The organism is Segniliparus sp. (genome assembly GCF_051660745.1).
GTDB lineage: Bacteria > Actinomycetota > Actinomycetes > Mycobacteriales > Mycobacteriaceae > Segniliparus.
On the sequence record NZ_JBOFQF010000014.1, the window covers coordinates 1 to 24,348 of the forward strand.

The 24,348-nt window shown below is 68.3% G+C and carries 23 protein-coding genes; 16 read left to right on the forward strand and 7 right to left on the reverse strand.

Going from position 1 to position 24,348, the window contains the following annotated elements; genetic code table 11:
• On the reverse strand, window positions 1-1,378 hold a 1,378-nt coding region (locus tag ACRC20_RS03780), incomplete at its 3' end, for a cbb3-type cytochrome c oxidase subunit I (protein WP_438685007.1).
• A 358-nt stretch (window positions 1,379-1,736) separates the two neighbouring features.
• Here ACRC20_RS03780 and ACRC20_RS03785 point away from each other — a divergent pair.
• Genes ACRC20_RS03785 through ACRC20_RS03795 form a run of 3 tightly spaced genes read left to right on the forward strand, consistent with a single transcriptional unit; the run spans window position 1,737 to window position 3,963 of the window.
• Window positions 1,737-2,276, forward strand: coding sequence for a hypothetical protein (locus ACRC20_RS03785; protein WP_438685008.1), 540 nt, complete (start codon window positions 1,737-1,739; stop codon window positions 2,274-2,276).
• A 35-nt stretch (window positions 2,277-2,311) separates the two neighbouring features.
• On the forward strand, window positions 2,312-2,842 hold the full coding sequence (locus ACRC20_RS03790) for a hypothetical protein (RefSeq protein WP_438685032.1): 531 nt from the start codon (window positions 2,312-2,314) through the stop codon (window positions 2,840-2,842).
• A gap of 2 nt (window positions 2,843-2,844) precedes the next feature.
• A complete protein-coding gene (locus ACRC20_RS03795; RefSeq protein WP_438685033.1) occupies window positions 2,845-3,963 on the forward strand; it encodes an ABC transporter substrate-binding protein in 1,119 nt (372 codons plus the stop codon).
• 18 nt (window positions 3,964-3,981) lie between these two features.
• On the opposite strand, the gene ACRC20_RS03800 is transcribed toward ACRC20_RS03795, so the two are convergent.
• Window positions 3,982-5,151 carry a THUMP-like domain-containing protein gene (locus ACRC20_RS03800; RefSeq protein WP_438685009.1) on the reverse strand — a complete coding sequence of 390 codons (1,170 nt, stop codon included), beginning with the start codon at window positions 5,149-5,151 and terminating at the stop codon, window positions 3,982-3,984.
• 33 nt (window positions 5,152-5,184) lie between these two features.
• Window positions 5,185-5,892, reverse strand: coding sequence for a YczE/YyaS/YitT family protein (locus ACRC20_RS03805; RefSeq protein ID WP_438685010.1), 708 nt, complete (start codon window positions 5,890-5,892; stop codon window positions 5,185-5,187).
• A gap of 62 nt (window positions 5,893-5,954) precedes the next feature.
• Between ACRC20_RS03805 and ACRC20_RS03810 the strand changes: the two genes are divergently transcribed.
• A complete protein-coding gene (locus ACRC20_RS03810; RefSeq protein ID WP_438685011.1) occupies window positions 5,955-7,472 on the forward strand; it encodes a PLP-dependent aminotransferase family protein in 1,518 nt (505 codons plus the stop codon).
• A gap of 14 nt (window positions 7,473-7,486) precedes the next feature.
• Here the strand turns inward: ACRC20_RS03810 and ACRC20_RS03815 are convergent, their stop codons facing one another.
• Window positions 7,487-7,945 (reverse strand): nitroreductase family deazaflavin-dependent oxidoreductase, encoded by a 459-nt coding sequence (locus ACRC20_RS03815; RefSeq protein ID WP_438685012.1) that lies wholly within the window; start codon window positions 7,943-7,945, stop codon window positions 7,487-7,489.
• Between the two features lie 98 nt (window positions 7,946-8,043).
• On the opposite strand from ACRC20_RS03815, the gene ACRC20_RS03820 reads away from it, so the two are divergent.
• Window positions 8,044-8,928 carry a TIGR03854 family LLM class F420-dependent oxidoreductase gene (locus ACRC20_RS03820; protein WP_438685013.1) on the forward strand — a complete coding sequence of 295 codons (885 nt, stop codon included), beginning with the start codon at window positions 8,044-8,046 and terminating at the stop codon, window positions 8,926-8,928.
• 28 nt (window positions 8,929-8,956) lie between these two features.
• Here the strand turns inward: ACRC20_RS03820 and ACRC20_RS03825 are convergent, their stop codons facing one another.
• Window positions 8,957-9,337, reverse strand: coding sequence for a group I truncated hemoglobin (locus tag ACRC20_RS03825; RefSeq protein WP_438685014.1), 381 nt, complete (start codon window positions 9,335-9,337; stop codon window positions 8,957-8,959).
• Between the two features lie 129 nt (window positions 9,338-9,466).
• On the opposite strand from ACRC20_RS03825, the gene ACRC20_RS03830 reads away from it, so the two are divergent.
• A complete protein-coding gene (locus tag ACRC20_RS03830; RefSeq protein WP_438685015.1) occupies window positions 9,467-10,270 on the forward strand; it encodes an exodeoxyribonuclease III in 804 nt (267 codons plus the stop codon).
• Here ACRC20_RS03830 and ACRC20_RS03835 read toward each other — a convergent pair.
• Together ACRC20_RS03835 and ACRC20_RS03840 are read right to left on the reverse strand one after the other, a co-directional pair.
• Window positions 10,267-10,965 (reverse strand): enoyl-CoA hydratase/isomerase family protein, encoded by a 699-nt coding sequence (locus ACRC20_RS03835; RefSeq protein WP_438685016.1) that lies wholly within the window; start codon window positions 10,963-10,965, stop codon window positions 10,267-10,269. The genes ACRC20_RS03830 and ACRC20_RS03835 overlap by 4 nt on opposite strands.
• 92 nt (window positions 10,966-11,057) lie before the next feature.
• A complete protein-coding gene (locus ACRC20_RS03840) occupies window positions 11,058-12,275 on the reverse strand; it encodes an MFS transporter (protein ID WP_438685017.1) in 1,218 nt (405 codons plus the stop codon).
• A 401-nt stretch (window positions 12,276-12,676) separates the two neighbouring features.
• Between ACRC20_RS03840 and ACRC20_RS03845 the strand changes: the two genes are divergently transcribed.
• The 10 genes from ACRC20_RS03845 (at window position 12,677) to ACRC20_RS03890 (ending at window position 24,312) form a co-directional block, all read left to right on the forward strand.
• Window positions 12,677-13,978: a glycosyltransferase gene (locus tag ACRC20_RS03845; protein ID WP_438685018.1), complete on the forward strand. Its 1,302-nt coding sequence runs from the start codon at window positions 12,677-12,679 to the stop codon at window positions 13,976-13,978.
• 63 nt (window positions 13,979-14,041) lie between these two features.
• Window positions 14,042-15,370, forward strand: a complete 1,329-nt coding sequence (locus ACRC20_RS03850) for a glycosyltransferase (protein ID WP_438685019.1) — start codon at window positions 14,042-14,044, stop codon at window positions 15,368-15,370.
• Window positions 15,371-15,402: 32 nt separating this feature from the next.
• On the forward strand, window positions 15,403-16,737 hold the full coding sequence (locus tag ACRC20_RS03855; protein ID WP_438685020.1) for a hypothetical protein: 1,335 nt from the start codon (window positions 15,403-15,405) through the stop codon (window positions 16,735-16,737).
• 448 nt (window positions 16,738-17,185) lie between these two features.
• The gene (locus ACRC20_RS03860; RefSeq protein WP_438685021.1) at window positions 17,186-17,668 is read left to right on the forward strand and encodes a phosphopantetheine-binding protein; all 483 of its coding nucleotides are present in this window, start codon (window positions 17,186-17,188) and stop codon (window positions 17,666-17,668) included.
• A 5-nt stretch (window positions 17,669-17,673) separates the two neighbouring features.
• Window positions 17,674-18,996, forward strand: a complete 1,323-nt coding sequence (locus tag ACRC20_RS03865) for a beta-ketoacyl-[acyl-carrier-protein] synthase family protein (protein WP_438685034.1) — start codon at window positions 17,674-17,676, stop codon at window positions 18,994-18,996.
• Complete coding sequence (locus ACRC20_RS03870) at window positions 18,993-20,138, forward strand: beta-ketoacyl synthase N-terminal-like domain-containing protein (protein WP_438685022.1); 1,146 nt, start codon at window positions 18,993-18,995, stop codon at window positions 20,136-20,138. Before ACRC20_RS03865 ends, ACRC20_RS03870 begins: the two co-directional genes overlap by 4 nt.
• On the forward strand, window positions 20,135-21,427 hold the full coding sequence (locus ACRC20_RS03875; protein WP_438685023.1) for a beta-ketoacyl-[acyl-carrier-protein] synthase family protein: 1,293 nt from the start codon (window positions 20,135-20,137) through the stop codon (window positions 21,425-21,427). Before ACRC20_RS03870 ends, ACRC20_RS03875 begins: the two co-directional genes overlap by 4 nt.
• Entirely contained in the window at window positions 21,417-22,718 is a 1,302-nt protein-coding gene (locus tag ACRC20_RS03880) for a beta-ketoacyl synthase N-terminal-like domain-containing protein (RefSeq protein ID WP_438685024.1), read from the forward strand. The genes ACRC20_RS03875 and ACRC20_RS03880 overlap by 11 nt, the downstream gene beginning before the upstream one ends.
• Window positions 22,715-23,482, forward strand: coding sequence for a 3-oxoacyl-ACP reductase family protein (locus ACRC20_RS03885; RefSeq protein WP_438685025.1), 768 nt, complete (start codon window positions 22,715-22,717; stop codon window positions 23,480-23,482). The genes ACRC20_RS03880 and ACRC20_RS03885 overlap by 4 nt, the downstream gene beginning before the upstream one ends.
• 53 nt (window positions 23,483-23,535) lie before the next feature.
• The gene (locus ACRC20_RS03890; RefSeq protein WP_438685026.1) at window positions 23,536-24,312 is read left to right on the forward strand and encodes a thioesterase II family protein; all 777 of its coding nucleotides are present in this window, start codon (window positions 23,536-23,538) and stop codon (window positions 24,310-24,312) included.
• Window positions 24,313-24,348: the final 36 nt, after the last annotated feature.

Sequence of the window (24,348 nt, forward strand, 5' to 3'; positions counted from 1 at the left end):
GGGCCATGCCCATGTTGCCGAGCCAGTGCTGCACGAGGAAGGTGGTGTGGAAGCCGATGAAGGTGAGCCAGAAGTGCAGCTTGCCCAGGCGCTCGTCCATCATCCGCCCGGTCATCTTCGGGAACCAGAAGTAGATCCCGGCGTAGGTGGCGAACACGATGGTGCCGAAGAGCACGTAGTGGAAGTGCGCGATGACGAAGTAGGAGTCCGACACGTGCAGGTCGAGCGGCGGGGCGGCGAGGAGCACGCCGGTGAGCCCGCCGAAGAGGAAGGTGACCAGGAAGCCGCAGGAGAAGAGCATCGGCGTCTCGAAGGTGAGCTGGCCCTTCCACATCGTGCCGATCCAGTTGATGAACTTGATGCCGGTCGGGATGGCGATCAAGAAGGTCATGAAGCTGAAGAACGGCAGGAGGACCGCGCCGGTGGCGTACATGTGGTGCGCCCACACCGCCACCGACAGCGCCGCGATGGAGAGGGTCGCGTAGATCAGGGTGTTGTAGCCGAAGACGGGCTTGCGGGAGAACACCGGGAAGATCTCCGAGACGACTCCGAAGAACGGCAGGGCGAGGATGTAGACCTCGGGGTGGCCGAAGAACCAGAACAGGTGCTGCCACAAGATCACGCCGCCGTTGGAGGCGTCGAAGATGTGGGCGCCGAAGTGCCGGTCGAGGGCCAGGCCCATCAGGGCCGCGGTGAGGATCGGGAAGGCGAGCAGCACGAGCACGCTCGTCACCAGGATGTTCCAGGTGAAGATCGGCATCCGGAACATCGTCATGCCCGGCGCCCGCAGGCACACCACGGTGGTGACCATGTTCACCGCGCCGAGGATGGTGCCGAGCCCGCCGACCGCGAGGCCGGTGATCCACAGGTCGGTGCCGACGCCCGGCGAGTACTTCACGCTCGACAGGTTGGTGTACATGGTCCAGCCCGCGTCGGCCGCGCCGCCGGGGGTCAGGAAGCCGGAGAGGGCGATGAGCCCGCCGAAGAGGAACAGCCAGTAGCTGAACGCGTTCAGCCGGGGGAACGCCACGTCCGGCGCGCCGATCTGCAGCGGCAGCACCACGTTCGCGAACCCGAACACGATCGGGGTCGCGTAGAGCAGGAGCATCGCGGTGCCGTGCATCGTGAACAGCTGGTTGAACTGCTCGGGCGAGAGGAACTGCAGGCCGGGCTGCGCCAGCTCGGCGCGCATGAGCAGCGCCATGAGCCCGCCGACGAGGAAGAACACGATGCACGTGACGATGTACATGTTGCCGATCACCTTGTGGTCGGTGGTCGTCACGAACTTGTAGAGGAACGATCCCTTCAGGCCGCCGCGGGCCGGGTAGGGGCGTGTAGCGGCAACTTCCGTGTCAGGTAACGGGGCAATTGCGGTCACGGCTGCTCCTTACTAGTTCTCTCGCGAGCGATTACGTCGTACGTCTTACGCGCCAGGGACGTACGTCCCCACATCGGGGGCTGTACGTCCTGCCCCTCTAGCCTAACCCCTCCCCTTCTCGGGGTTCGCATTGGACTACCGCCTGTCGTAGACGGCTCGGCTCCGCAGCGTTCGGCGGCCAGTCCGCCGTGGTGGGCCGCAAGCGGAAGACGAGCGGAAAGAGGCCGCTCGGGACGGCCTGCCGCCATCGCTGTGATGTTGGCGGGCTCGGGCGTGTCCGACGCGCGCGTCGGCGCGGTATCGTGTGGAGACGGTATCTCTATCGAGAAATGATCGCCGAGGCGAGGAGCGTGGAACGATGCGTCGAGCCCTGTTCAAGAAACAAGTGGCAGCACTGGCCGCCTTGGCCGCGGGCGTCTTCGCCCCGGCCGCGGGCGCGACGCCCAAACCGGTGAATCCGGACTGGCCGCCGATCCCGATGGACGAGGAGCTGTTCGGGGACAACCCGGAGCTTGTCGCGCGGACCAGCGGCTTCGTCCAATCCTTCTACGAATGCCTCAGCTCCTGCTCGGTCGACGAGCAGCTCGGGTACCTGCGCTTCCCGACGAAGATCGTCCTGCCGTCCGCGACCATCCGGGACGCCGCGCAGTACCGGGCCGCGGCCGAACGGGCCCGGCAGGACGTCGCGGACCCGGACCACTTCGTCAACACGTTCAAGGCCACCGGCGACGAGGACAACCCCCTCGTGCACGTGACTGTGCTCTCCTCCGGAACCCACCGGGCGACCGGCGAGTCGTTCCGCTTCCTCACCGACGAGCAGCTACAACTCACGTGGAACGACGACACGAGCTCGTACGTGATCACCCGATACCAGATCAACACGATGGCGCCTGCATGATTCGACCGACCAGGATCCGACCGGCTTTGACAGCGATGCTGCTCGCCGCGACGGCTTCCCACCTCGTCCACGTCCCCCCTGCCTCGGCAGACCCGAACGGCAGCATCGCCAGCTGCTCCTACTCGCTGCCCAAGAACCCGGAGCCGAACCCTGGGATCTCCGACGAAGTCCGCGATTTCGCCCAGGCCTGGTTCGACGGCCTCTCCAACCGCGCACCCGCCGACGAGATGCTCGGCTTTTTGAACCTGCACTCCTTGGTCATGTCGTTCCCCGGCCCCGGCCCCGGCCCCGACGCCGAGTCGGTCTGCGACGAGGCCAGTTTCCGCGAGTGGTACGACAAGGCGGGCGCGCGGTACGCCGACCAGCACCACGACATCCTCTCCTTCGACGTCGGCGGCACCGACGACCTGCCCATCGTGCACTCGTCTGTGGCCTGGTCCGGGAAGGACGCGCAAACCGGCCAGCCGTTCAGCTACACCTTGGACCAGGCCTGGTCGCTGGCGCGGGGCGGGCCGCACGGCTTCGTGATCGAGGCGTACCTCGTGAGCGGCCTGGCCCCGGCGTGAGCATGCCGCCGCGCCCGTCTGCCGCGCTGCTGCCGCTCGTCGTCGCCCTCCTCGCCGGTTGCGGCGGAGGGGCAAAACCCGTCCCAGGGGCCACCGTGTCCAAGGAGCGGACGGAGATCGAGGGGATCGGCCTCATCGGCGTCCCGCACACCGAGCAAGGCGCCTGCGCGCAGCCGGTCTTCGAGATTCCCACCCCTGCGGGCCTGGCCGATCCGGACGAAGGAGCGCCAGCCCCGCCCCCGCCGCCTGCCGAACCCCCGCCGCCAGCCGAACCCGAGGAAACGCCTGCTGTGGCTTCGGCCGGTCCTGCCGGATCGCATCGGATCCTCGTCGTCGGCGACTCGCTCTTGGACGGGCTGTGCGCGCTCGGCCTCGGCGGCCGCGTCGTCGGCCGAGTCGCCGAGCGGACCGCAGAGACCCCCCCGAACTACCTCGGCCCGGTCGTCGCCGGACTCCCCCAGCCCGGCTCGGTCGGCTCGCTCGCATTGGACCAGATCAAGGACCTGCGCCCCGACCTCGTCCTGGTCCGGTCCGACCTCGCGGGCGGACTGGGCGCCGACCTCGCCTCGATCGCGCCGGTGCTCCCGGTGGGGCCGGGCGGCGACGGGCAGCCGCCCGCAGCCTGGCAACGCCAGTTCCTCGCCCTCGGCGCGGCGTTCGAGCGCGAGGCGCAGGCGCGCGCCCTCCTCGACCAGTACCAGGCGTTCGTGAAGGCGCAACGCGAGGACGACGCGCTCGACCCCGGGCACACCCGCGCCTCGCTGGTGCGTTTCGGCAACGGGAGGATCGCCGTCGAAGGACCGGAGAGCTTCGCGGGCTCCGTGCTCGCGGACCTCGGCGTCGACCGTCCTCCGGCGCAGGCCTCCGGCGCGGAACGCGCCATCGGCGCCGCCCAGCTCCGCGACGCGGACGGCGATCTGATCTATGCGAGCTTCGGCGAGCCCGAATCCTTTGGGGAGAGCGTGATCGCCTCGCCCGAGTGGCGCCGCCTCGCGTCCGTGCGCTCGAAGCAGGTGTTCGCGGTCCACGACCAATGGTGGTATCGCGGCGCCGGGCCCATCGCCGCGTTGGACGTGGTCGTCGACGTGGTGGGCTCGCTCAACGCCCCGCCCCCGCCGTAGTCGCTCCTCCTGGCCGAGTCACCACGCGGGCTGGCAGAGGAACGCCGAGGGATGCGCGCCGATCCGCGCGATCACCACGGCGAGCCGCTCCGATCCGCGCAGCTTGAGCCTCGGGCGCAGCGCGTCAGGCTCCACGTCCACCCCCCGGGTCAAGATCTCCACCGCGCCGACCTGCCGCGCCTGCAACGCCGCGCGGAGCTTTTTCTCGCTGTACGGCAGCTGCTCCAACACCCGGAACCCTCGTGTCCCAGGCGGCGGCGCGTCGCCGGTGAGATAGGCGATATGCGGGTCGAGCTGCCAGAGACCGTGCCTGTGCGCGTAGTGCCGGACCAGGCCGGACCGCACGATCGCGGGGTCCGGGTCCACAATCCACTCCCCTGCGGGCGCGGCGGCGCAGTCGTCCGGCTCCTCGTCGGTGATCTGCTCGACGAGCCCGTCCTTGCCGAGGACGCTCGCCCGCCGCGCCGCTGTGGCGAGCCCTGGCGACCACAACGCGGCCTCGCGGGCCGAGCCTGCGAGCGACACCACCTCGATCTCGCCCGCGAAGCCGAGCGCGCGCAGTTTCGCGAAGTCGAGCCCAGGGGCGCATTTGACCACGAGGTCGCGGCCCGCGCAGGCCTCGAACAACGCGGGCAGCGCGGGTTGGAAGGCCTCGGGGTCCACTGTGCGCCCGGCGGCGGAGCGGCGCGCCGGATCGGCGACGAGGACGCAGTCCCGGCTCGCGGGCGCGAGCGCGTCCGCCCGGACGATCCCAGTCCGCGCCTGGTCCGCGAGATTGTGCCGCGCGATCGCGAGGCGCACCGGGTCAAGGTCCGAGCCGAGGGCCGGGGCGCAGGTTCCGGCGAGCTCGCGCAGCTCCGCGCCGATCGAGCACGTGACGTCGTGCACGGCACGGCCCGCCAGCCGCGCCGCCCGGTGGCGGGCGACCTGCGTCGGCGTGGCTTGTTGCAGGGCCTCGTCCGTGAACAGCCAATGCTCCGCGTCCGCGAGCTTCTCGCGCGCCCTGCGCCGCAAGAGCGCCGTCTCCACCAGGGCGGCGGCCCATCCGCCGAACCTCGCCCGTGCTGCCGCGACATCCCCGAGCAGGCTGGCCTTCGACAGCTCGCGCCCGGCGACTTCCGCGAGCGCGACGTGTCCCTCTGCCGAGCTGAGGTACGCGACGTCGTCGAGCGTGAACTGGTACGCCACGCACCTGAGCTTAGTGTTTTCCGGATCCCGGCTTCAGGCAGGCTGCGCCTGGGCGACGGGGCGGGCGGCGACCGTCATCGCCCAGCCGCTGCGCGCCAAGACCCGGCTCGGCACAACGCGCAGCACGAGCTGCACGAGCGGTCCGATCCCGAACGCGTAGACCAGCGTGCCGACCCCCACCGACCCGCCAAGGAGCCAACCGATGGTCAACACAGTCCCCTCGATGCCGGTGCGGACCAGCCAGACCGGCCTGCCGGTGTTGGCCACCAGCCCGGTCATGAGGCCGTCGCGGGGACCGGCCCCCATATCCGCCCCGATGTAGAGGACTGTGGCCACCGCATTGAGCGCGAGCCCGCCGAGCAGCATCACGACCCTCGACATCAGCGAGGACGGCGGCTCGATCGCGCCGAGCCCCGCGTCCACGACGACCGCGATGACCGCGACGTTGACCACCGTGCCAATGCCCGGTTTGATCCCGAGCGGCCGCCAGGCCAACAGGACCAGCACACCGACGAGCGCCGTGACGAAGCCGATGGACAGTCCAGTTCGTATCGAGAGCGCCTGATGCAGCACGTCCCAGGGGTCCAGCCCCAAGTTCGCGCGGACCATGAAGGACATCGAGAGGCCGTAGAGGGTGAGCCCCGCGACCAGTGCGAAATCCCGGAACGACCAGTAGCCCTCGTCGGAAGAGCCGACGAACCAGTGCGCGGAGTCGTGTTGTGTCAGGCTGTGGCGTGTCATAGCATTCATGCTGGCCCAATACTGGCCTTCCTATCAATATCCAGTTTTGCTAATCTGGACTCATGTCGAGAACTGGTCCTGTCCTCATCCCCGCCGCCGCGCCCGGCGCTCACGTCGACGCCGCCACACTCGCCCGCCACCTGGGCAACTGGCGCACCTCGCCGGACGCCGGACCGGTCTACCACGCCCTCGCGGACGCCATCCGGCTCTCGGTCCTCGACGGGCGCCTGCCGCTCGGCGCGCAGCTGCCGAGCGAGCGGACCCTGTCCGCCGCGCTGCGGGTCAGCCGCACCACCGTCACCTCCGCGTACAGCGAGCTGCGGGAGTCCGGCCATCTCGTCGGGCGGCAGGGCGCGCGCAGCGTCACCGCCCTCCCCCGCGCGAACCGGCCCGAGCACCGGGGCGGGTTCACGCCCGCCCCGACGGCGGGCATCGACCTGGCCAACGCCTCCATGGCGGCCCCGGAGGGGGTGATCTTCGAGGCGTACCGGGAGGCCGTCGACTCGCTCTGCCCCTATCTCGCGGGCATCGGGCTCGACCATTACGGCCTGCCGCAGCTGCGCGAGGCAGTGGCCCAGCACTACCGGGAGCGCGGCCTACCGACGAGCCCCGAGCAAATCATGATCACCAGCGGGGCGCAGCACGCCCTCGCGCTGCTGCTCGCCACCTACGTCGCCCCGCTCGACCGGGTGCTCGTCGAGCACCCCACCTACCTCGGCCTCCTCGAAGCGGTGCGCCGCCACGGCGCGAAACCGGTCCCCGTCGGAGTCAGGTCGGTGACGGCGCGCGAGGAACGGCTCGGGGTCGAGGCGGGCTGGGAGCCGTCCGCCATCGAGATCGCGATGCGCCAGACCGCGCCCAACCTCGCCGTCATGATCATCGACAACCACAACCCCACCGGGCTCACCATGCCCCTCGAACATAGGAAAGCCTTGGCCGACGCGGTGCTGCGCACCCGCACCCTCACCGTGATCGACGAATCGCTCCTGGACATCTGGCACGGCGCGCCGCCGCCGTCCCCATTCGCGAGCCTCACCGCCGAGCGGCCCGAGCTGGTGATCACGTTGGGCTCCATGTCGAAGTCCTTCTGGGGCGGCCTGCGCCTCGGCTGGATCCGGGCCGAGGCCGAGGTCATCCGGCGCGTGGCGGCCACCCGCCCGACCATCGACCTCGGCACGCCCATCGTCGAGCAGCTCACCGCGACAAGCCTGCTCGGCAAAGCCGACCAGGTGCTCCCAGCCCGCCAGGCGCTCATCGCCGAAAGGCGCACGTTCCTCGCCGCCGAGCTCGCCCGCGTCCTGCCCGATTGGGAGCCCACCACCGGCAAGGGCGGCCTGAGCCTATGGGTGCAGCTGCCCAAACCGATGAGCTCGGCCCTCGCGGCGGCCGCCGCGAGGCTCGGCCTCGCGCTCGTCGCCGGGCCCCGGTTCGGGACCGGCGGAGCGTTCGAACGGCACCTGCGCATCCCGCACACCCAGCCGGAGCCGGTGCTCGCCCAGGGCGTGGAGCTCCTCGAACGGGCCTGGCGCTCGGTGACCGGGGGGTCGGGCGAGCTCACCCCGCACACACTGGTGAGCTGAGCGAGGAGCCTGCCTCAGCCGCGCACGAGCTCGAACAGCGGGATCTTGCGGGACGTCTTCGCCTGGTACTGGGCGAAAGTCGGGATCTGCGCCGCGAGGACGGCGAACAACTCGGCGCGCTCCTCCTCGGGCAGCTCCCGGGCGACCGCCTCGTAGTCCTCGGCCCCGAACTCGACCCTCGCCGCAGGGTTGGCCCGCAGGTTGTGCGCCCACGCCGGATCCTTGTCGGCCCCCGCGTAGGACGCTGGCAGATACCGCCGCCCTTCGCGCTCGTACAGGAACAGCGGGTTGGTCCTCGGCTGCCCCGACTTCGCCCCGACCGTGTGCAGCAGGGCGAGCGGGACGCCGTCGAAGGCCCCGCCGACCTTGCCGCCGTTCGCGCGGAACTCCGCCACGACCGCCTGGTTGAAGCCGTTGAGCTGGTCGGCGGTGAGCTTGGCCGGGTCGACCTGGGAAGACGTCGCGTCGGTCATGGGCCGAGTCTACGCCGCGCCGTCATCCGGCCGGGAATAGCGGACTGATGTGCGCCGTTGCACCAAGGGTCTGCATCGCCAACCGTCTGGAGGCACGTGTGAAGATCCGCTTCGGGGTCGGTTTGGGGGCTGAAGTCGCCCCGAAAGAGCTGGGCCGTCTCGTCGACCGGCTCGAAGCCGCCGGGGTTGACTCGTTGTGGTTCTCCGAGCTTGTCTCCTCCCAGGCGGTCGATCCGTTCGTCGGCATGGCGTACGCGTTGTCGAGGACTGCGCGGCTCAAGGTCGGCACGTCGGTGGCGGTGCTGCCAGGGCGCCATCCCGTGCAGGTCGCAAAGCAGCTGGCCTCGCTCGCCGCCCTTGCGCCCAAACGAGTGCTGCCCGTGTTCGGCCTGCGGCCTGCGCTCGCGGCGGAGCGGGAGGTTTTCCCAGTGCCCGACGGAGCCCGAGCCGCAGTGTTCGACGAATCGCTGCGGTTGCTCAAATCAGTCCTGGAACAGGACTCCGTCGCATTCTCCGGGGACTATTTCCAGGTCAGCTCCGCGACCGTCGGCGCGCGTCCTGCGAGGCCTCTCGACATCTGGCTCGGCGGTTCGGCTCCTGCGGCCTTCGACCGTATCGGCAGGCTCGGCGACGGCTGGCTGGGAAGCTTCCTCACCCCGGCCGAGGCCCGTCGGGGCAGGAAGGCGATCCAAGCCGCCGCCGCCGAAGCAGGCAGGGAAATCGAGCCCGACCATTTCGGCATCTCCCTCCTGGCCAGCGGCAAGGAGCCGCCCGCCGAGCTGGCCGCCGCAGTCCGCACGCTCCGGCCCGACACCGATCCGACGGAGCTGATCGCCACAGGCTGGCCGGACCTGCACCGCAAGATCGACGGCTACGTGGACGCTGGGTTGACTAAATTCGTCATCCACGCTGTGCCCGACGGCAACGGCCTCGACGCGTTCGTGGACGGATTCGCCGCCGAGCTCCTGCCACGCGAGAACTGACACAGGCGCCCCTTGGGCATGCGCGCGGCTACGCGGATTTCGAGACGATCACGGATTTCGAGACGATGTCGTCCACGAACGGCGCGACGGCTCCGATGATCTCGTCCACCGCCTCTCCCGTCATGCCTGACTCGACGAGCGCGAGCGCCAGATGTCCGGCAGCCGCGCTGAAATGATGCGCGAGAATCCCCCTGCCTTGATGGACCTGTCGCAGCGACGTGCCTGCGTACGGGCGCGGGCCGCCCAGCACGGTGGCGAAGAACTCCACCTGCCTGCCCTTCAACCTCCCCATGTCCATGCCCGTGAAAAACCCGGCGAGCGACTCGTCGGCGAGCACTTTCTGGTAGAACAGCTCGACAATCTCCTCCAGCGCCTCGGCGCCGCCGATCTGCTCGTAAACGGTGGGCATTGGGCAAGTGCACCGGCGCAGGGTTATCCCGGCGTCAGCCTTCGGCGCCAGTGTCGTGAACCTCTGCGCACGTGCCCGTCCCGACGGCGGTGAGACTGTGCCGGAACGGGGCCGACTAGGCTCGGGGCCATGCGTATCGCCACCTGGAACATCAACTCTGTCCGCGCACGGGTGGACCGGGCAGTCGCATGGCTGGAGCGCTCCCAAGTGGATGTGCTCGCCCTGCAGGAGACGAAGTGCACGGACGCGCAGTTCCCCGAGGAGCCGTTCCGCGAGGCGGGCTACGCCGTGGCGCACACCGGCAACAGCCAGTGGAACGGCGTGGCGATCGTCTCCCGGCTCGGCCTTGCCGATGTGCAGATCGGCTTCGACGGCCAACCCGGCTTCCACAAAGACCCCGAGGCCGAGGCGCTGCCCGAGCCCCGCGCCATCGCCGCGACCTGCGGCGGCGTGCGGATATGGAGCCTGTACGTCCCCAACGGGCGCGATCTCGCCGACCGGCATTACGGGTACAAGCTCGAATGGCTGGCCGCGCTCAAAGACCAGGCCTCAGGCTGGCTCGCGGCGGACGCGGACGCGAGGATCGCGCTCACCGGCGATTGGAACATCGCCCCATTCGACGAGGACGTGTGGGACCTGTCGTTCTTCGCAGGCAAGACCCACATCTCCGAGCCGGAGCGCGAGGCGTTCTTCGCCTTCGAGCAGGCGGGCTTCACGGACGTGGCGCGCCCCCACACACCGGGCCCAGGGGTCTACACGTACTGGGACTACACGCAGTTGCGCTTCCCGCGCCGCGAGGGCATGCGGATCGACTTCGTGCTCGGCTCCCCCGCCCTCGCCGCGCGGACGACCGGGGCCTCCGTAGACCGGGAAGAGCGCAAGGGCAAAGGCGCGAGCGACCACGCGCCCGTGGTGGTCGAGCTCGACGACTAGGCCGAGAGCGCCGTCTCGATCTCAAGGGCGGCCAGGGCCGCCTCGTGCAAGCCGGACTTGATGGCGGCAAGGTTCTTGCCCCGCGTCCCGGCGTGCTCGGCAGCTCGGGCGGTTGCCAGCGAGAGCAAGTCCTCCTCGGTCGCGGTCGCCTCCACGATCCCTGCGGCGAGCGCGTCCGGGCCGCCGTAGCGCCTGCCGGTGGCCATCGCCTCCAACGCGGTCTGCGCCGGGAGCCTCCCGCGCAAGAGCGCCCGCATGCCCGGGCTGAATGGGATGCCGAGCGCGATCTCGGGCAAGCAGTAAAAGCCCCGGTCCGCGCGCATGATCCGGTAGTCCGCGACGGTGGCGAGCATTGCGCCCGCGCCGAAGGCGTGCCCGTTGACCGCGGCGACCGTCGGCAGCGGGAACGAGAGCAGCCGCGCGTACAGCTTGTGCACGCTCGCGAGGTACGCGGTGGAGTCGCTGACGAGCGTGGCCACGTCGAGGCCGTTGGTGAAGAATTTTCCGGTGGCGGTCACCACCAGGCCGCCGGAGCCTTCCGGATCGCCCGTGGCCTCGACCTCGTCGAGGAGGAGGTTCACCGAGCTCAGCCAGTCGTTTGTGAACCGGTTCTCCGGGTTCTGCGGGTCGAGCTCCGCCCCCTCGCCGCCAAGGTACAGGATCGAGACATCGCCGTCGCGGCGCAAATATGGCATAGGGCATACCTTATATCAAGAGAACCGCGCGGACCCCGGCGCCTCGTCGCCCGGTTCGGGGCGCGGCCGTACTCCGCCGAGCCTCGAACCGCTCAATCGGCTTTGTCCCGGACGGCAAGGGCCAACGCGAATCCGGCGGCGCACAAGACGCCCACATACACGACCAGCCCGCCCCATCCCGCATGGACGAACACGCGGCTGCCGAGAAAGCCCGCCACGGCGCTCCCGCCCGAGTTCGAGGCCGAGAAGAGCGCCGTCGCTTGCGCCTTGCCCTTGACCGCGACCTTCGCGATCAAACCGGTCAGGCACACCGTGTCCGCCGTGCCGCCCGCCACGATGACCGCTGTGCCCAGCAGCATGGCCCACAGCTCGGACGAGAAAAGCAACGGCACCCCGGCGAGCGTCACGACGACGGAGCCGAGGAGCGTCCGCCGGAGTCCGACCTTCCCCGCGGCCATCCCCGCGACCCATGCCGAGACCACCCCGAACAGGACCACCAGCGAGAGGCTGCTGTAGGCGCGGGGCGACAAGTTGTACGGCGGCGACTCGAGCCGGAAGGGCAAGCCGCTGCTGATCGAAGCCGTCGCCCCCATGAAGCAGAAGACCAGCAGGTAGATGACGAGCAATTGCCAGTTCGCCAAGTGCGAGAGGAAAAGCCGGGCCTCCCCGGCGTAGGACAGGGCGCTCGGGGTGAAGAACTTCGAGCGCGGGAGCAGCACGGCGATGGCCGCCGCGCAGACGGCCACGAACGCGGCCAGCGCGCCGAGCGCCCACTGCCACGACCCCGTTCCCGCCACGACCCACGCGGGCAGCACCTGCCCCAAGATCATGCCGAGCATCATGCCCGCCACGTAGACGCCCATTGCGGGCGCGACCGCGTCGGGCTCGAGCTCCTCGCCGACATATGCGACGACAGTCGCCGCAGCCCCCGAGAGCAGGATGCCCTGCACCACTCGCAAAGCCACAAGGCCGACGAGCGTCTGGCCGAACGGCATGAGCGCCGCGACCACCGCAGCGAGCGCGACGGAGGCGACGACGATGTTCCGCCTGCCGTGGCGCTCGGACAGCAAGCTGGCCGGGACCAGCCCCAGCGCCAGGCCCGCGGACACCGCCAGAAGCGTGAGCTGGCTGTCCCCTGCCGACACCCCGAGCCCTTGCGCGATCTGCGGCAAAATGCCCTGGGTGCTCGCCACCTCGCACGGTATCGTGATCGCGACGAGGAACAAGCCCAGCATCAGGGCGCGGTACTCCCGAGACTTCGCCTCGATCTTTCCCACGGCCCCGCTTCGGCCCGAGACAGCTACGGACATCTGGAGACACGCTCCTTCACACGGTGAGGGCCTACGCGGCAGTAGACGATGGATCCAACCTCATGGCCGCCCCCCGAAGCCAGCCATGTCATAGCCAAGTCTCTCACATGAATAACGCGGACGCGACGCGAACTATCACCGCAATTTCCGAAAGTCTTCTTTTTCTATTATGCCGTATGGACATTTTTCTTATTTATGCGAAATGAGCATGAAGAATTCAGGAGGCGCGGACACACGCGGCGAGAAAATGAGACGGATCGCACTCGCGGAAGCCGAGCGGAATCGCCGGGGGGCATTTAGCATCGCAATTGCATTTCGTAGCAATACCCGAGCGGCCTCGTCCGCGCGCGGATAATGCGGCTCTTGCAAGACATGGCCCGTCGACCGAGAAAGGTGATGCCATGCGCGTTCTGGTGCTCCTCTACGGCAGTCGAGGCGATATCCAGCCGGGAGTTTCCGCTGCCCTCGAACTTCAGAGAAGAGGGCACGAGGTCGCAGTCGGAGCCCCGCCGCAAAGCGTCGATTTCATCACGAAGACAGGGGTCGAGGCGCGTAAATTCGGGCCGGACCTGAGCGCCTTTTATTCCTCGCCGGACAAACAGAAAACGCTTGCCTCGGGCAATTTCCTCAAGCTCCTCGCGCTCACCCTGGAAGGGATGGAGGAGCACAACGACCAGATGGCCGACGAGTTGATCGCCATCTCGCGCGACGCGGAAATGATCGTGACCACGCAGGTCCCCGAGCCGTGGGCGCAAGTGCTCTCCGAGGCCCGGCAGATTCCCATCGTCACCCTGCACACCTTTCCGTACCGCAGGAACAAGGCGTACCCGCCCTACAGCACCGTCCCTCCCCATTGGCGCGTCCCCGGTTTCGCGAACAACGCCGGATGGGCCTTGTACGAGCGGACGATCGGCTCGCTCTACCGGAGGCAGACCAGCGCCCTGCGCGCCAAGCTCGGACTGCCCCCGTCGAACGAGAGCTGCGCCTCGCTATTCGCCAAGGCGGGCGTTCCCGAGGTGCAGATCTACGCGCAAGCGCTCGCGCCGGGCTTGGCCGAGTCCTGGGGGCCGCGCCGTCCCTTCGCGGGCTTCTTGGAATTCCCCCGCTCGGCCCGCGAGGCGGTCGGCGAGCTCGCCGACCAGCACTCGGACATCGTGGACTGGGTTCGCGACGGCGCTCCGCCGCTGTATTTCGGGTTGGGCAGTATGCCTGTCGCGGACATCGACGAGACCGTCCGCTCGGTCCGCGAAGTCTGCGGCAGCCTCGGCCAACGCGTTTTGATCGGAGTCCGAAAAGCGCCGCAGGGCCAGGACGCGCTCCCGACGGAGCCCGACCTCAAAGTCGTCGGACCGTTCGCGCACGACCTCGTGTTCCCGCATTGCCGAGCGGCCGTGCACCACGGCGGAGTCGGCACCTTGTTCGAGGGCCTCAGGGCGGGCTTGCCCACGCTGGTGTGCTCGGTCGCCTGGGACCAGCCGTTCTGGGGAGCCAGGGTCACCAACCTCGGCATCGGAGCGCACCTCCCGTACCGGCAGCTCGACGGGCAAAAACTCCAAGCCGCGTTGCGCGTCGTCCTCGCGCCGGAGACCGCCGCCCGGGCCCAAGAGTTCGGCAAGCGGCTGAACGAGGCCCCCGACGGGGTTCCCTCGGTCTGCGACATCGTCGAAGACACGGCGAGCTCGTTCACGGCGCTGCGAGCCTGATCCGAGAAGGCGAAATTTCCACACGGCCAGATCCGCGCCTTCCTTATTGAAATCGGAGATGTTATGCGAGTCGCAATTGCCCTCATCGGCAGCCGAGGCGACATCCAGCCCGCCCTCGCCCTCGGTGTCGAGTTGCAGTCCCGAGGACACGACGTCGTCGTAGGAGTTCCACGCCACCTCGAGCGCCTCGCGACGGGATGCAATCTCGCCGCAGTGCCCTTCGACTACGACCCCGCCGCTTTTGTCGAGGAAAGCCCCGTGCTGAAGAAAGCCCTTATGCAGGGGATAAATATCGGCACGATACGAAGCGTTCCGGCGCTCTGGCGAGAGATATCGCGTTTTCGAGAATTGGTCAGCGCAGGGGTCCGCACGCTCGTCGAGATGTGCAAAGGGGCCGATCTGATCATCGCGAACCAGACGACCCAATTCCTCTGCTCCGCAGTTTCCAAGGAATGGGGGATCCCCCTCGCGGCCTTGCACCTCCACCCGTGCGTCCCGAACAGCTTCTTCCGCGCGCCGAGCGCCGCGTCGGACACAGTCCTCTCCAAGCGCGCCACACGCAACACCTGGAAATGGCATGAGTTCTACCTGCGATTCATCCTCTACCCGTTCCTCATGGGCGACGGAATACGCACGAGCCTCGGCGTGCGGAAGATCCGGGTCGCTCCCGGCCAGGGGCAGGAGGTCCTGGAGATCCAGGCTTACTCCGGCGATCTGATCCCGGGGATCGAAGAGGAGCTGGGCGCCCACCGGCCGTTCGTCGGGCCCCTGCGCCTGCCGTCCGACACCCGGACGAAAGCGGGCGAGTCCGCGGATTCCCACGACGGTTTGGTCGAATGGATCGAATCCGGCGACGCGCCGGTCTTTCTCGGTTTCGGCAGTTACTCGAAGTCGAAGCCGCAGGCAGAGTTTGTGGCGTTGGCCGAGGAAATAGCCGAACATCTCGGGGAACGAGTCCTGGTGAACATGGAGTCGCCGGGCATTTCAGAGACATCCGAGCGGGTTCGCGTGGTCGGGCCCGTCGCGCACGACTTTATTTTTCCCCGCTGTCGCGCCGCCGTGGTCCATGGCGGCGCGGGAACGCTGCACGAAGTGCTGCACGCGGGCATACCGGTGCTCGTCGGCTGGATCAACATCGACCAGCCGGTGTGGGGATCGATGGTCGACCAGGCGGGACTGGGGGCTTCCGCGCGGCTCGCGTCCCTCTCCGAGGCGTCGGTGCTCAAAGATAAAATCACATCGATCCTAGCTCCTCGCGTCGTGGAAACCGCGCAACGGTTCGGGCAAAAAATGCGCGAGAGAGAACCCGGCGCGAAACTAGCCGCAGATGCTGTCGAGTCGAGGTTTTTCACCCCGCCAACCGCTCCGCCGCAAAAACTACAGAGCACCTGAGAACACACCTGCGATATGAGAATGGATCTTTTATGAAGTTGCTCAGCAGATTGTTGCCGTACGACGATGTGGGCGAACGAACCGACCGGCTTTGGGGCAAAGCCATCGGGTCGATGCACCTCCGCTATTTCGAAGAGCCGGTCGACCCGGAGGCTTTGCGCGAATTCCACGGGCATCTCGCGAAAGGCCCCCTGCACCGCGTGCCCGAGCGGACGCGTGTCCCCGGCGCGAGAACACGATGGGCCGTCGCGCCGAACACGGCGGAACTCGTGTACTCGACCGAGCCGATCGCCCTCTCGGACGTGCCCGAGTGGGTGGACCGGCAAGCTGATGCGACGCTCGACCTGCAACACGGGCCGACATGGCGGTTGACGGCGACAGCGGTCGAGGGGGGCCACACCCTGGTCGCCCTGCGCTTCCATCACGCAGTGGCCGACGGGCTCACCGAGCTGCGCGCTTGGGCCGCCGCCGCCCAGGGCGAGGACGCCGTGTTCCCCGTCGGCGACAGCGGCGTTGTCGCCGACCTGAAAGACAGCGCCCACCAGTACTGGGCTGCCGCGAAGGCGGCGGCCGCCTTGATCCGCAGCAGTGTCCGAAGCAGCAAGGAACCGCCCGCCGCCGAACGCGTCCTCACCGGGTCCGACCTGCACGCGCTCCCTGAGACGCCGTCCGAATTCCTCCCCCGCCGGGCCTACTTGGAGTTCGCCAGCGAGGATTTCCGCGCGGCGGCGGCGCAGCGCGGCGGCACGGCGAACAGCCTGCTCGTCGGCATCGCGGCACGAGCGCTCGTCACCACCGGCGTGGCCCCCGAGGGGAGCGCCTTCCGCGCCACCCAGCAGGTCCGGCAGCCCAATTCGGAAGAGACCATGGGCAACCTCAGCAGCTTGGCGATCATCAATGTGACCGCCGACTCCGTGCTGTACGAGGACTTGCGGCCAGTCCGGGGCGCGAGCAAGAAGTCGTTCGAGAAAGCGCGCGAGCACGACCCCTACCGCCAAATCGGCGCGCTGCTGCAGGTTCTTCCAGATTGGATCTTCAAGAGACTTCAGTTCCTGGCCAAAAGTCCGACAAAGGATCTCTGCAGCACTTCGAATGTCGGCGTCCTGCCAGAAGCCTCGATCACTATTGGCGACGCTCGGGCGAGCGCGGTCTACGGCTGGTATCTACCCGCAAAAACCACGAGTTCCGAAAGATGGAGAAATCATTTCACCCCGATCCAAGCAGGTCTGCTCGACACGGGCAGGGTGACTTCATTGTGCATCGAGGGACGCAACCCCGATCATCATTCCATCCCTCGCGAGAAATTCATCGATATTCTTGTCGAAGAATGCGCGAGATGGGGACTCGTCCCTCTTCGCGCCTTCTAGTTGCCGTAGGCATGGGAGCATGCGCATTCGGCCATTCCCCCGGGAATGGCCGACAAAGCATAGCCGAGCCGGGCGTGCCAGAGAAATCTTAATCTCTGTCAACCTTGCAGAATTTTGTGTCGACCACGTTAAAAGCTTCCAAATCGCCCTGCTGTCCATATAAGACAATTTGTCATAAGCACGTCTATATGCGTCCTCGACATAACGCTCGAAATCCCAAAGAAGGGGTCTCCATGACGTTGCACACACTGAACTAATTTTGCATAAAGATGAGTTGCGCGCATCGGCCACCGGCCCTAGTATCCTCGGAAGAGAGAGTCGTCCGACGCTCCCCGCACTATCAGTTTTCAACTCCAAAAAAATTGGGAGAACTGATCCATTCGGGATATATCTATGTTTATATCTCCGTGAAATTTGTTTCCGTTCCACGAAGGGAGCATGAAATACCGTGAGCACTCCATTGACTTATGACGAAGTTCATGATGTTGTGCGCCAGCACCTGGTCGAGGTGCTTGGAGTGGACGACAGCGAGGTGACGCCCTCCACCGCGTTGACCGACCTCGGCGCAGAGTCGCTCGACATCGTGGAATTCAGGCGCAACCTCGAGTCCGAGCTGGGCCTGCTGCTCCCCCGACGGAACGTCCTCGGCGTGCTCGTCGACGAGCTCGGCGGCTCCGACCGCGTCTACGACCAAAACGGACGGATCAGCGACTTGGCCGCCGACGTGCTGCATCGCTCCGCGTTCGGCTACACCGACGAGGAAATTCCGACCGGGGCATGGCCCCACGAGGTTGTCGCAGCGATGACCAGCGCGCACTGGGCGGCCATCGCGCACCGTCTTCTGAACCAGCAACCACAGCTCAGCGGCGACGAACTCTTGGTCGCCGATGTGCGGAAAGCCCTGGCCGAACTCGGCGCGACCACGGCGTGACCGGAATGCGCGAGCAGCAGCAGGCCGGGTCGCCGGAGCGTCAGCCCGAGCCTGACGACGTGGTCGTCACCGGGATCGGCCTCATCGCGGGCTCTGTCACCGAGCCGACGGAGCTGTTCCGGCAATTGGCCGACGGGGTCAGCATCATCCAAGAGCACCCGGAGCACCGAGGCTGGGGCCTGCCTGCGGCTGTCTCCGCGCATATCCCCGTCGAGACGACCCGCGCGCTGGCGGCCGAGCTGCCCGAACAAGCCCGACGGATCGGGGCCTCTGGACTGCTCGGCTGGCATGCGGCCACACAGGCCTGGAAGGCCAGCGGCCTGCCGGAGCGGCTCGAAGACGACCGGGGCGGGATCTTCGTGGGGTGCAACTTCATGGTGATGGGTCCCGAACTGGCCGATCTGTGCGAGTTCTACGACACGGAGAAGGGGCTGCTCGATTTCGACAGCTACCTCGAGACGAGCGCGAGCCCGTCGGACGGGCACCTCCAGTCCTTGCCCGACACGATGACCGCCGCGCTCGGCGAGCGCTTCGGCCTGACCGGAGCCATCGAGACACGGGCAGAAGCCTGCGCCGCTGGAGCCATGGCCATCGGCAGCGGCTACCGGCGCATCCGATCCGGCGAGCTGGACGTGGCTTTGGTCGGCGGCGCGGAGCAGCTGACCACGTACGCCATGGTGCTCTCCTTCGCCAGCCTCGGGGCGATAGCGCCGACCAGCAACATACCGGCCGCCGACGTGAGCAGGCCGTTCGACAAGGACCGCAGCGGTTTCGTGATCGCGGACGCCGCCGCGTTCCTCGTCCTGGAGCGGCGCTCGCACGCCGAAGCCCGAGGAGCCGAGGTGCTGGCGCGGGTCGCCGGGTACGCGGGCGTCGCCGAAGCCGTGCGCGTCACCTCCAGCGAGCGGAACGGGGCCTCCTACGCGACATGTATGCGAGCCGCGCTGTCCGAAGCCGACCTCGCCCCCTCCGACGTGCTCCATGTGAAAGCGCATGGGACGAGCACGCAGGCGAACGACGAGTGCGAGGCGGCCGCCTTGCACTCGCTGTTCGGCTCAGACATCAGCAAAGTGCCGGTGACCAGCCTGAAATCCGCGCTCGGGCACTCATTGGGCGCAAGCGGGCCGATCGAAGTGGTCCTGTCCGTCCTGAGCCTGCGCGAGCAGACGCTCTTGCCGACGTTGAACTTCAACTCGCCGGACACGACGACCGCGGGGCTCGACATCGTCACCCAGGCGCGGGAAGCCGCGTTCGACGCGGTGCTCTCCAACTCCTTCGGCTTCGGCGGCATGAACTCCACCTTGGTGCTCACCCGAGAGGCGCCATGAGCCCATCTCTTTCGGTCGGCCTCAGCTCCCCCGGTTTGTACACGGCAGCCGGGGTCGGCGTGGAGAACCTCTGGGAGGCCTTGCTCGCAGGCAAGCGCGACAGCACCCCGAACGAGTTCCGGCTCGGCGCTTGGTCCGACCTCGTCGAGACGTTCACGGTCCCGGACCCGGACGCCGAGACCCTCGCGATGCACCGCAAGGCCCTGCGCACCACCGAGAAGCAAGCCCGCCTGGCGATCTACGGAGCCCAGTTGGCGCTGCGCGAGCTCGCGGATGTCGGCGGGCCGCAGTGGGGGCTCTACCTCGGACTGCCCGGAGTGGACAAAGAATGGCTGCAGCTCGCGAACGCGCCCCAACTGCAGGCGGTCGCGCAGGAGCCCGCGCAGGTGGCGGCGCTGTATCTCCGGGAGACATCGCCCTTCAACGTTTTGATGCGGCTGAACAGCACAGCGGCCGCGCATATCTCGATCCTCTTCGGGCTGACCGGCTCGACTGCTATCCACTCCCCTTTTTCCGACGCGGGACTCGAGGCGCTCATCGACGGGGCGCTCGCGGTGGCCGAGAGCGATTGCGCCGCAGCGTTGATCGGAGCGGCGAGCCCGAGCCTCTCCCCGCAGCTGGCCCTCCAATACGAGGAGCTGGGCTGGAACGGAGCCGTCCCCGGCGAAGCCTCGGCATTCCTCGTCGCAGGACGCGGCGAGGAGGTCGTGCTCAGCGGCTACAGCCGTGGGTTCGCCTCGGGCGCCGCCCGGTCCCAGGCAGTGGCGGACGTGTTGTCTGACGCGCTGCGCATGGCGCAGATCCCTGCGGAGGACGTGGGCTGGGTCCTCGCGGACAGCACATGGACGGACGAGGCCGCGCACGCCCAGCGCGAAGCCATCGCCGAAGTGCTCGGCGACAGCGCGCCGGTCTTCTCCGCAGAGCGCGCTATCGGGGTGGCCGGTCCCGCGCAGCCCCTCGTCCACGCGTTGTTGGCCTGGCACGGCTTGTCGCACGGCCTGCGATTGGTCCCGGCAGACGACGAGGACAGCGCAGCGCCGCCCCGGGAGGAGGCGCTGCCGGGCGGGAAAGCCGCCGTGGTGCTCGGGCTCGGAGTCCGGGGCCAAGCCTGCGCCGTGGTCTTGACAGGAGGCCCGGCATGAGCAACCGCGTCCTAGTGACCGGCCTCGGCGTGATCTGCGGGCTCGGGCTGGACTGGCAGACGATGTGGGACGGATTGACCACGGGGCGCTCCGCCATCCGCGAGTGGTCGCCGCCGGGAGTTCCCGATTTCCCCGTGCGGTACGCGGCGCCTGTGGACGACCGGGCGTTCGCCGAGCGGCACAGCGATCTGCGGGCCGGGCCGAACGGGTCGTGGGGCGAGAAGCCTGCGGACCGCCGGACTCGGTTCGGCTTCGCCGCCGCGCAGCAGGCGTTCGAGGACGCCGGTGCTCTCGAAGCCGCGTCGCTCGGCAAGGTCGGCGTGGCGGTCGGCTCGGGCGTGCCCGACTACGACGCGCTCAGTATCGCGCGCGCCGCCGGAGACGGCGCCGCGAGCTGGGATCTGCTGTTCGAGCGCCGAGGCGAGCTCGACCGGTCGAGCGGGCCTCTCGCCACCATCGACCGCTTGGCCACCGGCGTCGCCGAGCATTTCGGGCTGACCGGGCCGGTGCTGAACTTCAACACGGCCTGCTCCAGCGCGGCGCACGCGATCGGGCACGGGTTCCGGATGGTCCGGCGCGGCGAGGCAGACGCGATGCTGGTCGGCGGCGCAGACTCGGTGCTGGACATGGTGACCATGGTGCAGCTGCACATGCTCGGAGCGCCGTCCCTCTCGACGTCGTTCGGGGACCGGCTCTGCCGGGCGTTCGACCGGGACCGCAGCGGCCTCGTCGCCGGAGAAGGCTCCGCGATGGTGCTCTTGGAGAGCGAAGCCTCGGCGCTCGCTCGCGGCGCGCGCGTGCACGGCGAGATCGCAGGGTTCGGCAGCTCGCTCGACGCGCACCAGGTCACCGCGCCGCACCCCCAAGGCGAAGGAGCGGCGCTCGCCATGCGAAGGGCCCTCGCCGACGCCCGGACCGCGCCCTCGGACGTGGGCTACGTGAACGCGCACGGGACGTCCACCCCGCTCAACGACACCGCAGAGACCGCGGCCATCAAGACCGTGTTCCGGCAGGACGAGCACTATCGGTCGTTGGCGGTGAGCTCGAACAAGACGATGTTCGGACACCTGATCGCCGCATCGGGCGCGCCGGAGCTGGTCGCGACCGTGTTGACCGTGCGCGACGGCGTCATCCCGCCGACGCTGAATCTGGAGAACCCAGATCCAGCCTGCGACCTCGACTACGTGCCCGGAGCCGCCCGCAAGGCAGACGTGCCCGTGGCAATCAGCAATTCTTTCGGTTTCGGTGGACTCAACTCTTCTTTGGTGGTGCGTCGTTATGAGAACTGAACACTCGACACAACCTGTCGTCGTCACCGGGACCGGCGTGGTGCTGCCCACCGGTCGCGGCGTCGGTGCCCTCTGGGACGCGTGGACGGTCGGCAAGCCTGCGGTCTCGGAGTACCGGAATCCGCTCGTGGCCTCCCAACGGATCACGCATTTCGGCCATCTGCCGCCCGAGCTCGTGCAGGAAAGCCGCGACTCGGTGCCCCACAAGCAGCGGAAATACGCCACCGAGTTCACCTTCAACGCGGTGCTGGCCGCACAAGACGCGATCGCCGAGGCGGGCGCGAGCTGGGCGGACATCGGCGAAGACCGGCGGGGGCTCTACGTCGCGCAAGACGACTCCACCGCGCTGAGCTTGAAATCGCTGGCCAAGGGGCTGGACCGGACCGAGCGGAACGGCGGCCTCGACGTGACCGCGTTGAGCAAGGAGCTGCTGGTCGGCGGGAGCTTCGACCCCTTCACCATCATCCACCGGCTCAACAACAACACGCTGGCGCTGGTCAGCATCATCCACCGGTTCCAGGGCGACTGCGCGGCGATGGTGCAGGGCGAGTCGGGAGCCGTGGCCGCCTTGGAGCACGCCGTATTCGCGTTGCGCAACGGGTACTGCGACACTGCGGTGGTCGTCGGCGCGGGCAGCTACAACGAGCCGCTCCGGCTCGCCGGGCATTACCGTCTCGGCAACCTCACCAAGGGCACGCGCGGAGCCGAGTCGCTGCGCAGCTTCGACCTCGAACGAGACGGCACAGTCCTGGGCGAGGGCGCGGTGGCGTTGGTGCTGGAGCGCGCGGACGACGCCGCTCGGCGCGGCGCGAAGCCGCTCGTCGAGCTCGGCGGCACCGCAGTCTTCCCGAACAGGTCCGATCTCGCGCATAGCGCTGTCGTCGAGCGCTACCGCGACCTCCTCGGCCGGGGCGGCTTGCGCCCAGAGCAGCTGGACGTGGTGCTCGCGGACGGCAAAGGCACCGTCGCCCATGACGCGGCCGAGGCAGAGTTGCTCGCCTCGCTGCTCGGGGGCGCCGACGTGCCCGTGTCGACGGTGCGCCCCATCACCGGGACGCCCGGAGCCGCTGGACCGCTGGCCGACCTCGCCCTCGCCGGACAGATCTTCGCCCAGGAAGCCGTGCCGCCCATCGCGAACCTCAGCCGTCCGCTGTCCGACAAGTTGGACTTCGTGGCCGACCGGCCACGCCAGCTCCGAGCGGACTCAGTCTTCGGCCTCTACTCCAACTTCAACGGTTTTGCGAGCGCGACGCTGGCAAAACGCCCCAGCGCGACCATAGGGAAAGCATGAGCTCCGACCGCAAAGAAAAAGAATTCGACGGGCAAGCCGTTCTCATCACGGGGGCCTCGCGCGGCATCGGGCGCGCGACCGCGCTGGCGTTCGCCGAGCGAGGAGCCGACGTCGCGTTCACCTACAAGAGCTCCAAAGCAGCGGCGGACGAAGTGGCCGAGCGCATCACCGCGCTCGGCGTGCGGGCGCTCGCGTACCAGGGCGATATCGCCGACCCGGACGTGCCCGAGCAAGTGGCGGCCGCGGCGCACGCAGAATTCGGCCGGATCGACGTGCTGGTGAACAACGCGGGCATCACCCGTGACGACCTGCTGGTGAACTTCTCCGACGAGGATCTGGAACTCGTGCTGGCCACGAACCTGCTCGCCCCGATCCGGACGACGAAGGCCGTCGCCACGCGGATGCTGCGCCAGCGGTACGGCCGTATCGTCAACGTCTCGTCCGTCGCGGCGAGCAAGCCGGGCAAGGGCCAGTCCAACTACGCGGCGGCCAAGGGCGGCCTGGAGTCGTTCACCAAGGCCGTCGCCGTCGAGCTCGCGCCGAGAGGCATCTTCGCCAACGCGGTGGCGCCCGGCGTGATCAAAACAGACATGACCAACCAGGTCATCGCCGCGGCCGAGGCGGAGATCAAATCGCGGATGCTCGCCAAGGACTACGCGGATCCGGACGTGGTCGCGGACGCCGTGCTGTACCTCGCGAGCCCGCGCAACACCTACATCACCGGCGAGGTCTTGCACATCGACGGCGGATGGAAGATGCCCTAGCAGCGCTGCTGCTGCGGACACAGGCACGTCGCAGGCAAAGAGAGGAGAGCAGAATGGGACGAAGCGGAGAGCTGCTGCCCGGCAACCCCTGGCTGCGCAGGCTGCGCGCAGGCGACGGGGCCGCGCCGCTCTTGTGTTTCCACCACGCGGGCGGGCACGCGGGCTCCTTCCGTCCGGTGGCCAACGCGCTGCCCGCAGACTTCCCCGTGCTCGCCGTGCAATGCCCTGGCCGTCAGAACAGATTGCGCGAAGCGGCCGTCGAGTCGATCCCCCTGCTCGCAGACTCGATCGTCGCCGCGTTGGCCGGGCATGAGCCCGAGGTGCTGTTCGGGCACAGCATGGGGGCCTTCGTCGCGTTCGAAGTGGCGCGGCGGCTGCCGGTGCGCCACCTCGTCGTCTCCAGCATGGCCGCGCCCTCGCGGAAGATCCAGTTCGACACGAGCCCGCTCGAGGGGACCGACCGGACGGCCCAGTTGCGGTTCATGTCCGACGACATGCGGTTCCTCGGCAGCATGGCGGACGATCTCGCGAACGACGAGAACGCGCTCAGCGCACTGCTCCCGACCTGGCTCGGCGACCACCGCGCCCTCGCGGCCTACCTCCCGGACCCAGGAGCATCGGTGTCCTGCGACATCACCGCGCTCGTCACCGACGACGACCCGAGGGTCGCCGTCGCCGACACAGATGTCTGGCGCGAGCACACCACGGGGAAATTCGAGCTGCGCGTGCTGCGCGGCGGCGGGCATTTCCACCTGGAGAAAAACATCGACGAAGTCAGCGGCTGCCTGGTGCGGGCGCTGGAGCGGGCGGAATCCGAAGCGAGGACGTGACAGCGGCCCGCCGAACAACCGGCGGGCGCACGAATC

What these genes read in the sequence shown, in the direction of transcription:
- ACRC20_RS03885 (WP_438685025.1), top strand. Translation starts at nt 22,715, where the DNA reads ATGAGCTCCGACCGCAAAGAAAAAGAATTCGACGGGCAAGCCGTTCTC.
- ACRC20_RS03840 (WP_438685017.1), bottom strand. Translation starts at nt 12,275, where the DNA reads ATGTCCGTAGCTGTCTCGGGCCGAAGCGGGGCCGTGGGAAAGATCGAG.
- ACRC20_RS03830 (WP_438685015.1), top strand. Translation starts at nt 9,467, where the DNA reads ATGCGTATCGCCACCTGGAACATCAACTCTGTCCGCGCACGGGTGGAC.
- ACRC20_RS03845 (WP_438685018.1), top strand. Translation starts at nt 12,677, where the DNA reads ATGCGCGTTCTGGTGCTCCTCTACGGCAGTCGAGGCGATATCCAGCCG.
- ACRC20_RS03805 (WP_438685010.1), bottom strand. Translation starts at nt 5,892, where the DNA reads ATGACACGCCACAGCCTGACACAACACGACTCCGCGCACTGGTTCGTC.
- ACRC20_RS03785 (WP_438685008.1), top strand. Translation starts at nt 1,737, where the DNA reads ATGCGTCGAGCCCTGTTCAAGAAACAAGTGGCAGCACTGGCCGCCTTG.
- ACRC20_RS03815 (WP_438685012.1), bottom strand. Translation starts at nt 7,945, where the DNA reads ATGACCGACGCGACGTCTTCCCAGGTCGACCCGGCCAAGCTCACCGCC.
- ACRC20_RS03810 (WP_438685011.1), top strand. Translation starts at nt 5,955, where the DNA reads ATGTCGAGAACTGGTCCTGTCCTCATCCCCGCCGCCGCGCCCGGCGCT.
- ACRC20_RS03795 (WP_438685033.1), top strand. Translation starts at nt 2,845, where the DNA reads ATGCCGCCGCGCCCGTCTGCCGCGCTGCTGCCGCTCGTCGTCGCCCTC.
- ACRC20_RS03875 (WP_438685023.1), top strand. Translation starts at nt 20,135, where the DNA reads ATGAGCAACCGCGTCCTAGTGACCGGCCTCGGCGTGATCTGCGGGCTC.
- ACRC20_RS03870 (WP_438685022.1), top strand. Translation starts at nt 18,993, where the DNA reads ATGAGCCCATCTCTTTCGGTCGGCCTCAGCTCCCCCGGTTTGTACACG.
- ACRC20_RS03850 (WP_438685019.1), top strand. Translation starts at nt 14,042, where the DNA reads ATGCGAGTCGCAATTGCCCTCATCGGCAGCCGAGGCGACATCCAGCCC.
- ACRC20_RS03890 (WP_438685026.1), top strand. Translation starts at nt 23,536, where the DNA reads ATGGGACGAAGCGGAGAGCTGCTGCCCGGCAACCCCTGGCTGCGCAGG.
- ACRC20_RS03865 (WP_438685034.1), top strand. Translation starts at nt 17,674, where the DNA reads ATGCGCGAGCAGCAGCAGGCCGGGTCGCCGGAGCGTCAGCCCGAGCCT.
- ACRC20_RS03880 (WP_438685024.1), top strand. Translation starts at nt 21,417, where the DNA reads ATGAGAACTGAACACTCGACACAACCTGTCGTCGTCACCGGGACCGGC.
- ACRC20_RS03855 (WP_438685020.1), top strand. Translation starts at nt 15,403, where the DNA reads ATGAAGTTGCTCAGCAGATTGTTGCCGTACGACGATGTGGGCGAACGA.
- ACRC20_RS03790 (WP_438685032.1), top strand. Translation starts at nt 2,312, where the DNA reads ATGCTGCTCGCCGCGACGGCTTCCCACCTCGTCCACGTCCCCCCTGCC.
- ACRC20_RS03835 (WP_438685016.1), bottom strand. Translation starts at nt 10,965, where the DNA reads ATGCCATATTTGCGCCGCGACGGCGATGTCTCGATCCTGTACCTTGGC.
- ACRC20_RS03825 (WP_438685014.1), bottom strand. Translation starts at nt 9,337, where the DNA reads ATGCCCACCGTTTACGAGCAGATCGGCGGCGCCGAGGCGCTGGAGGAG.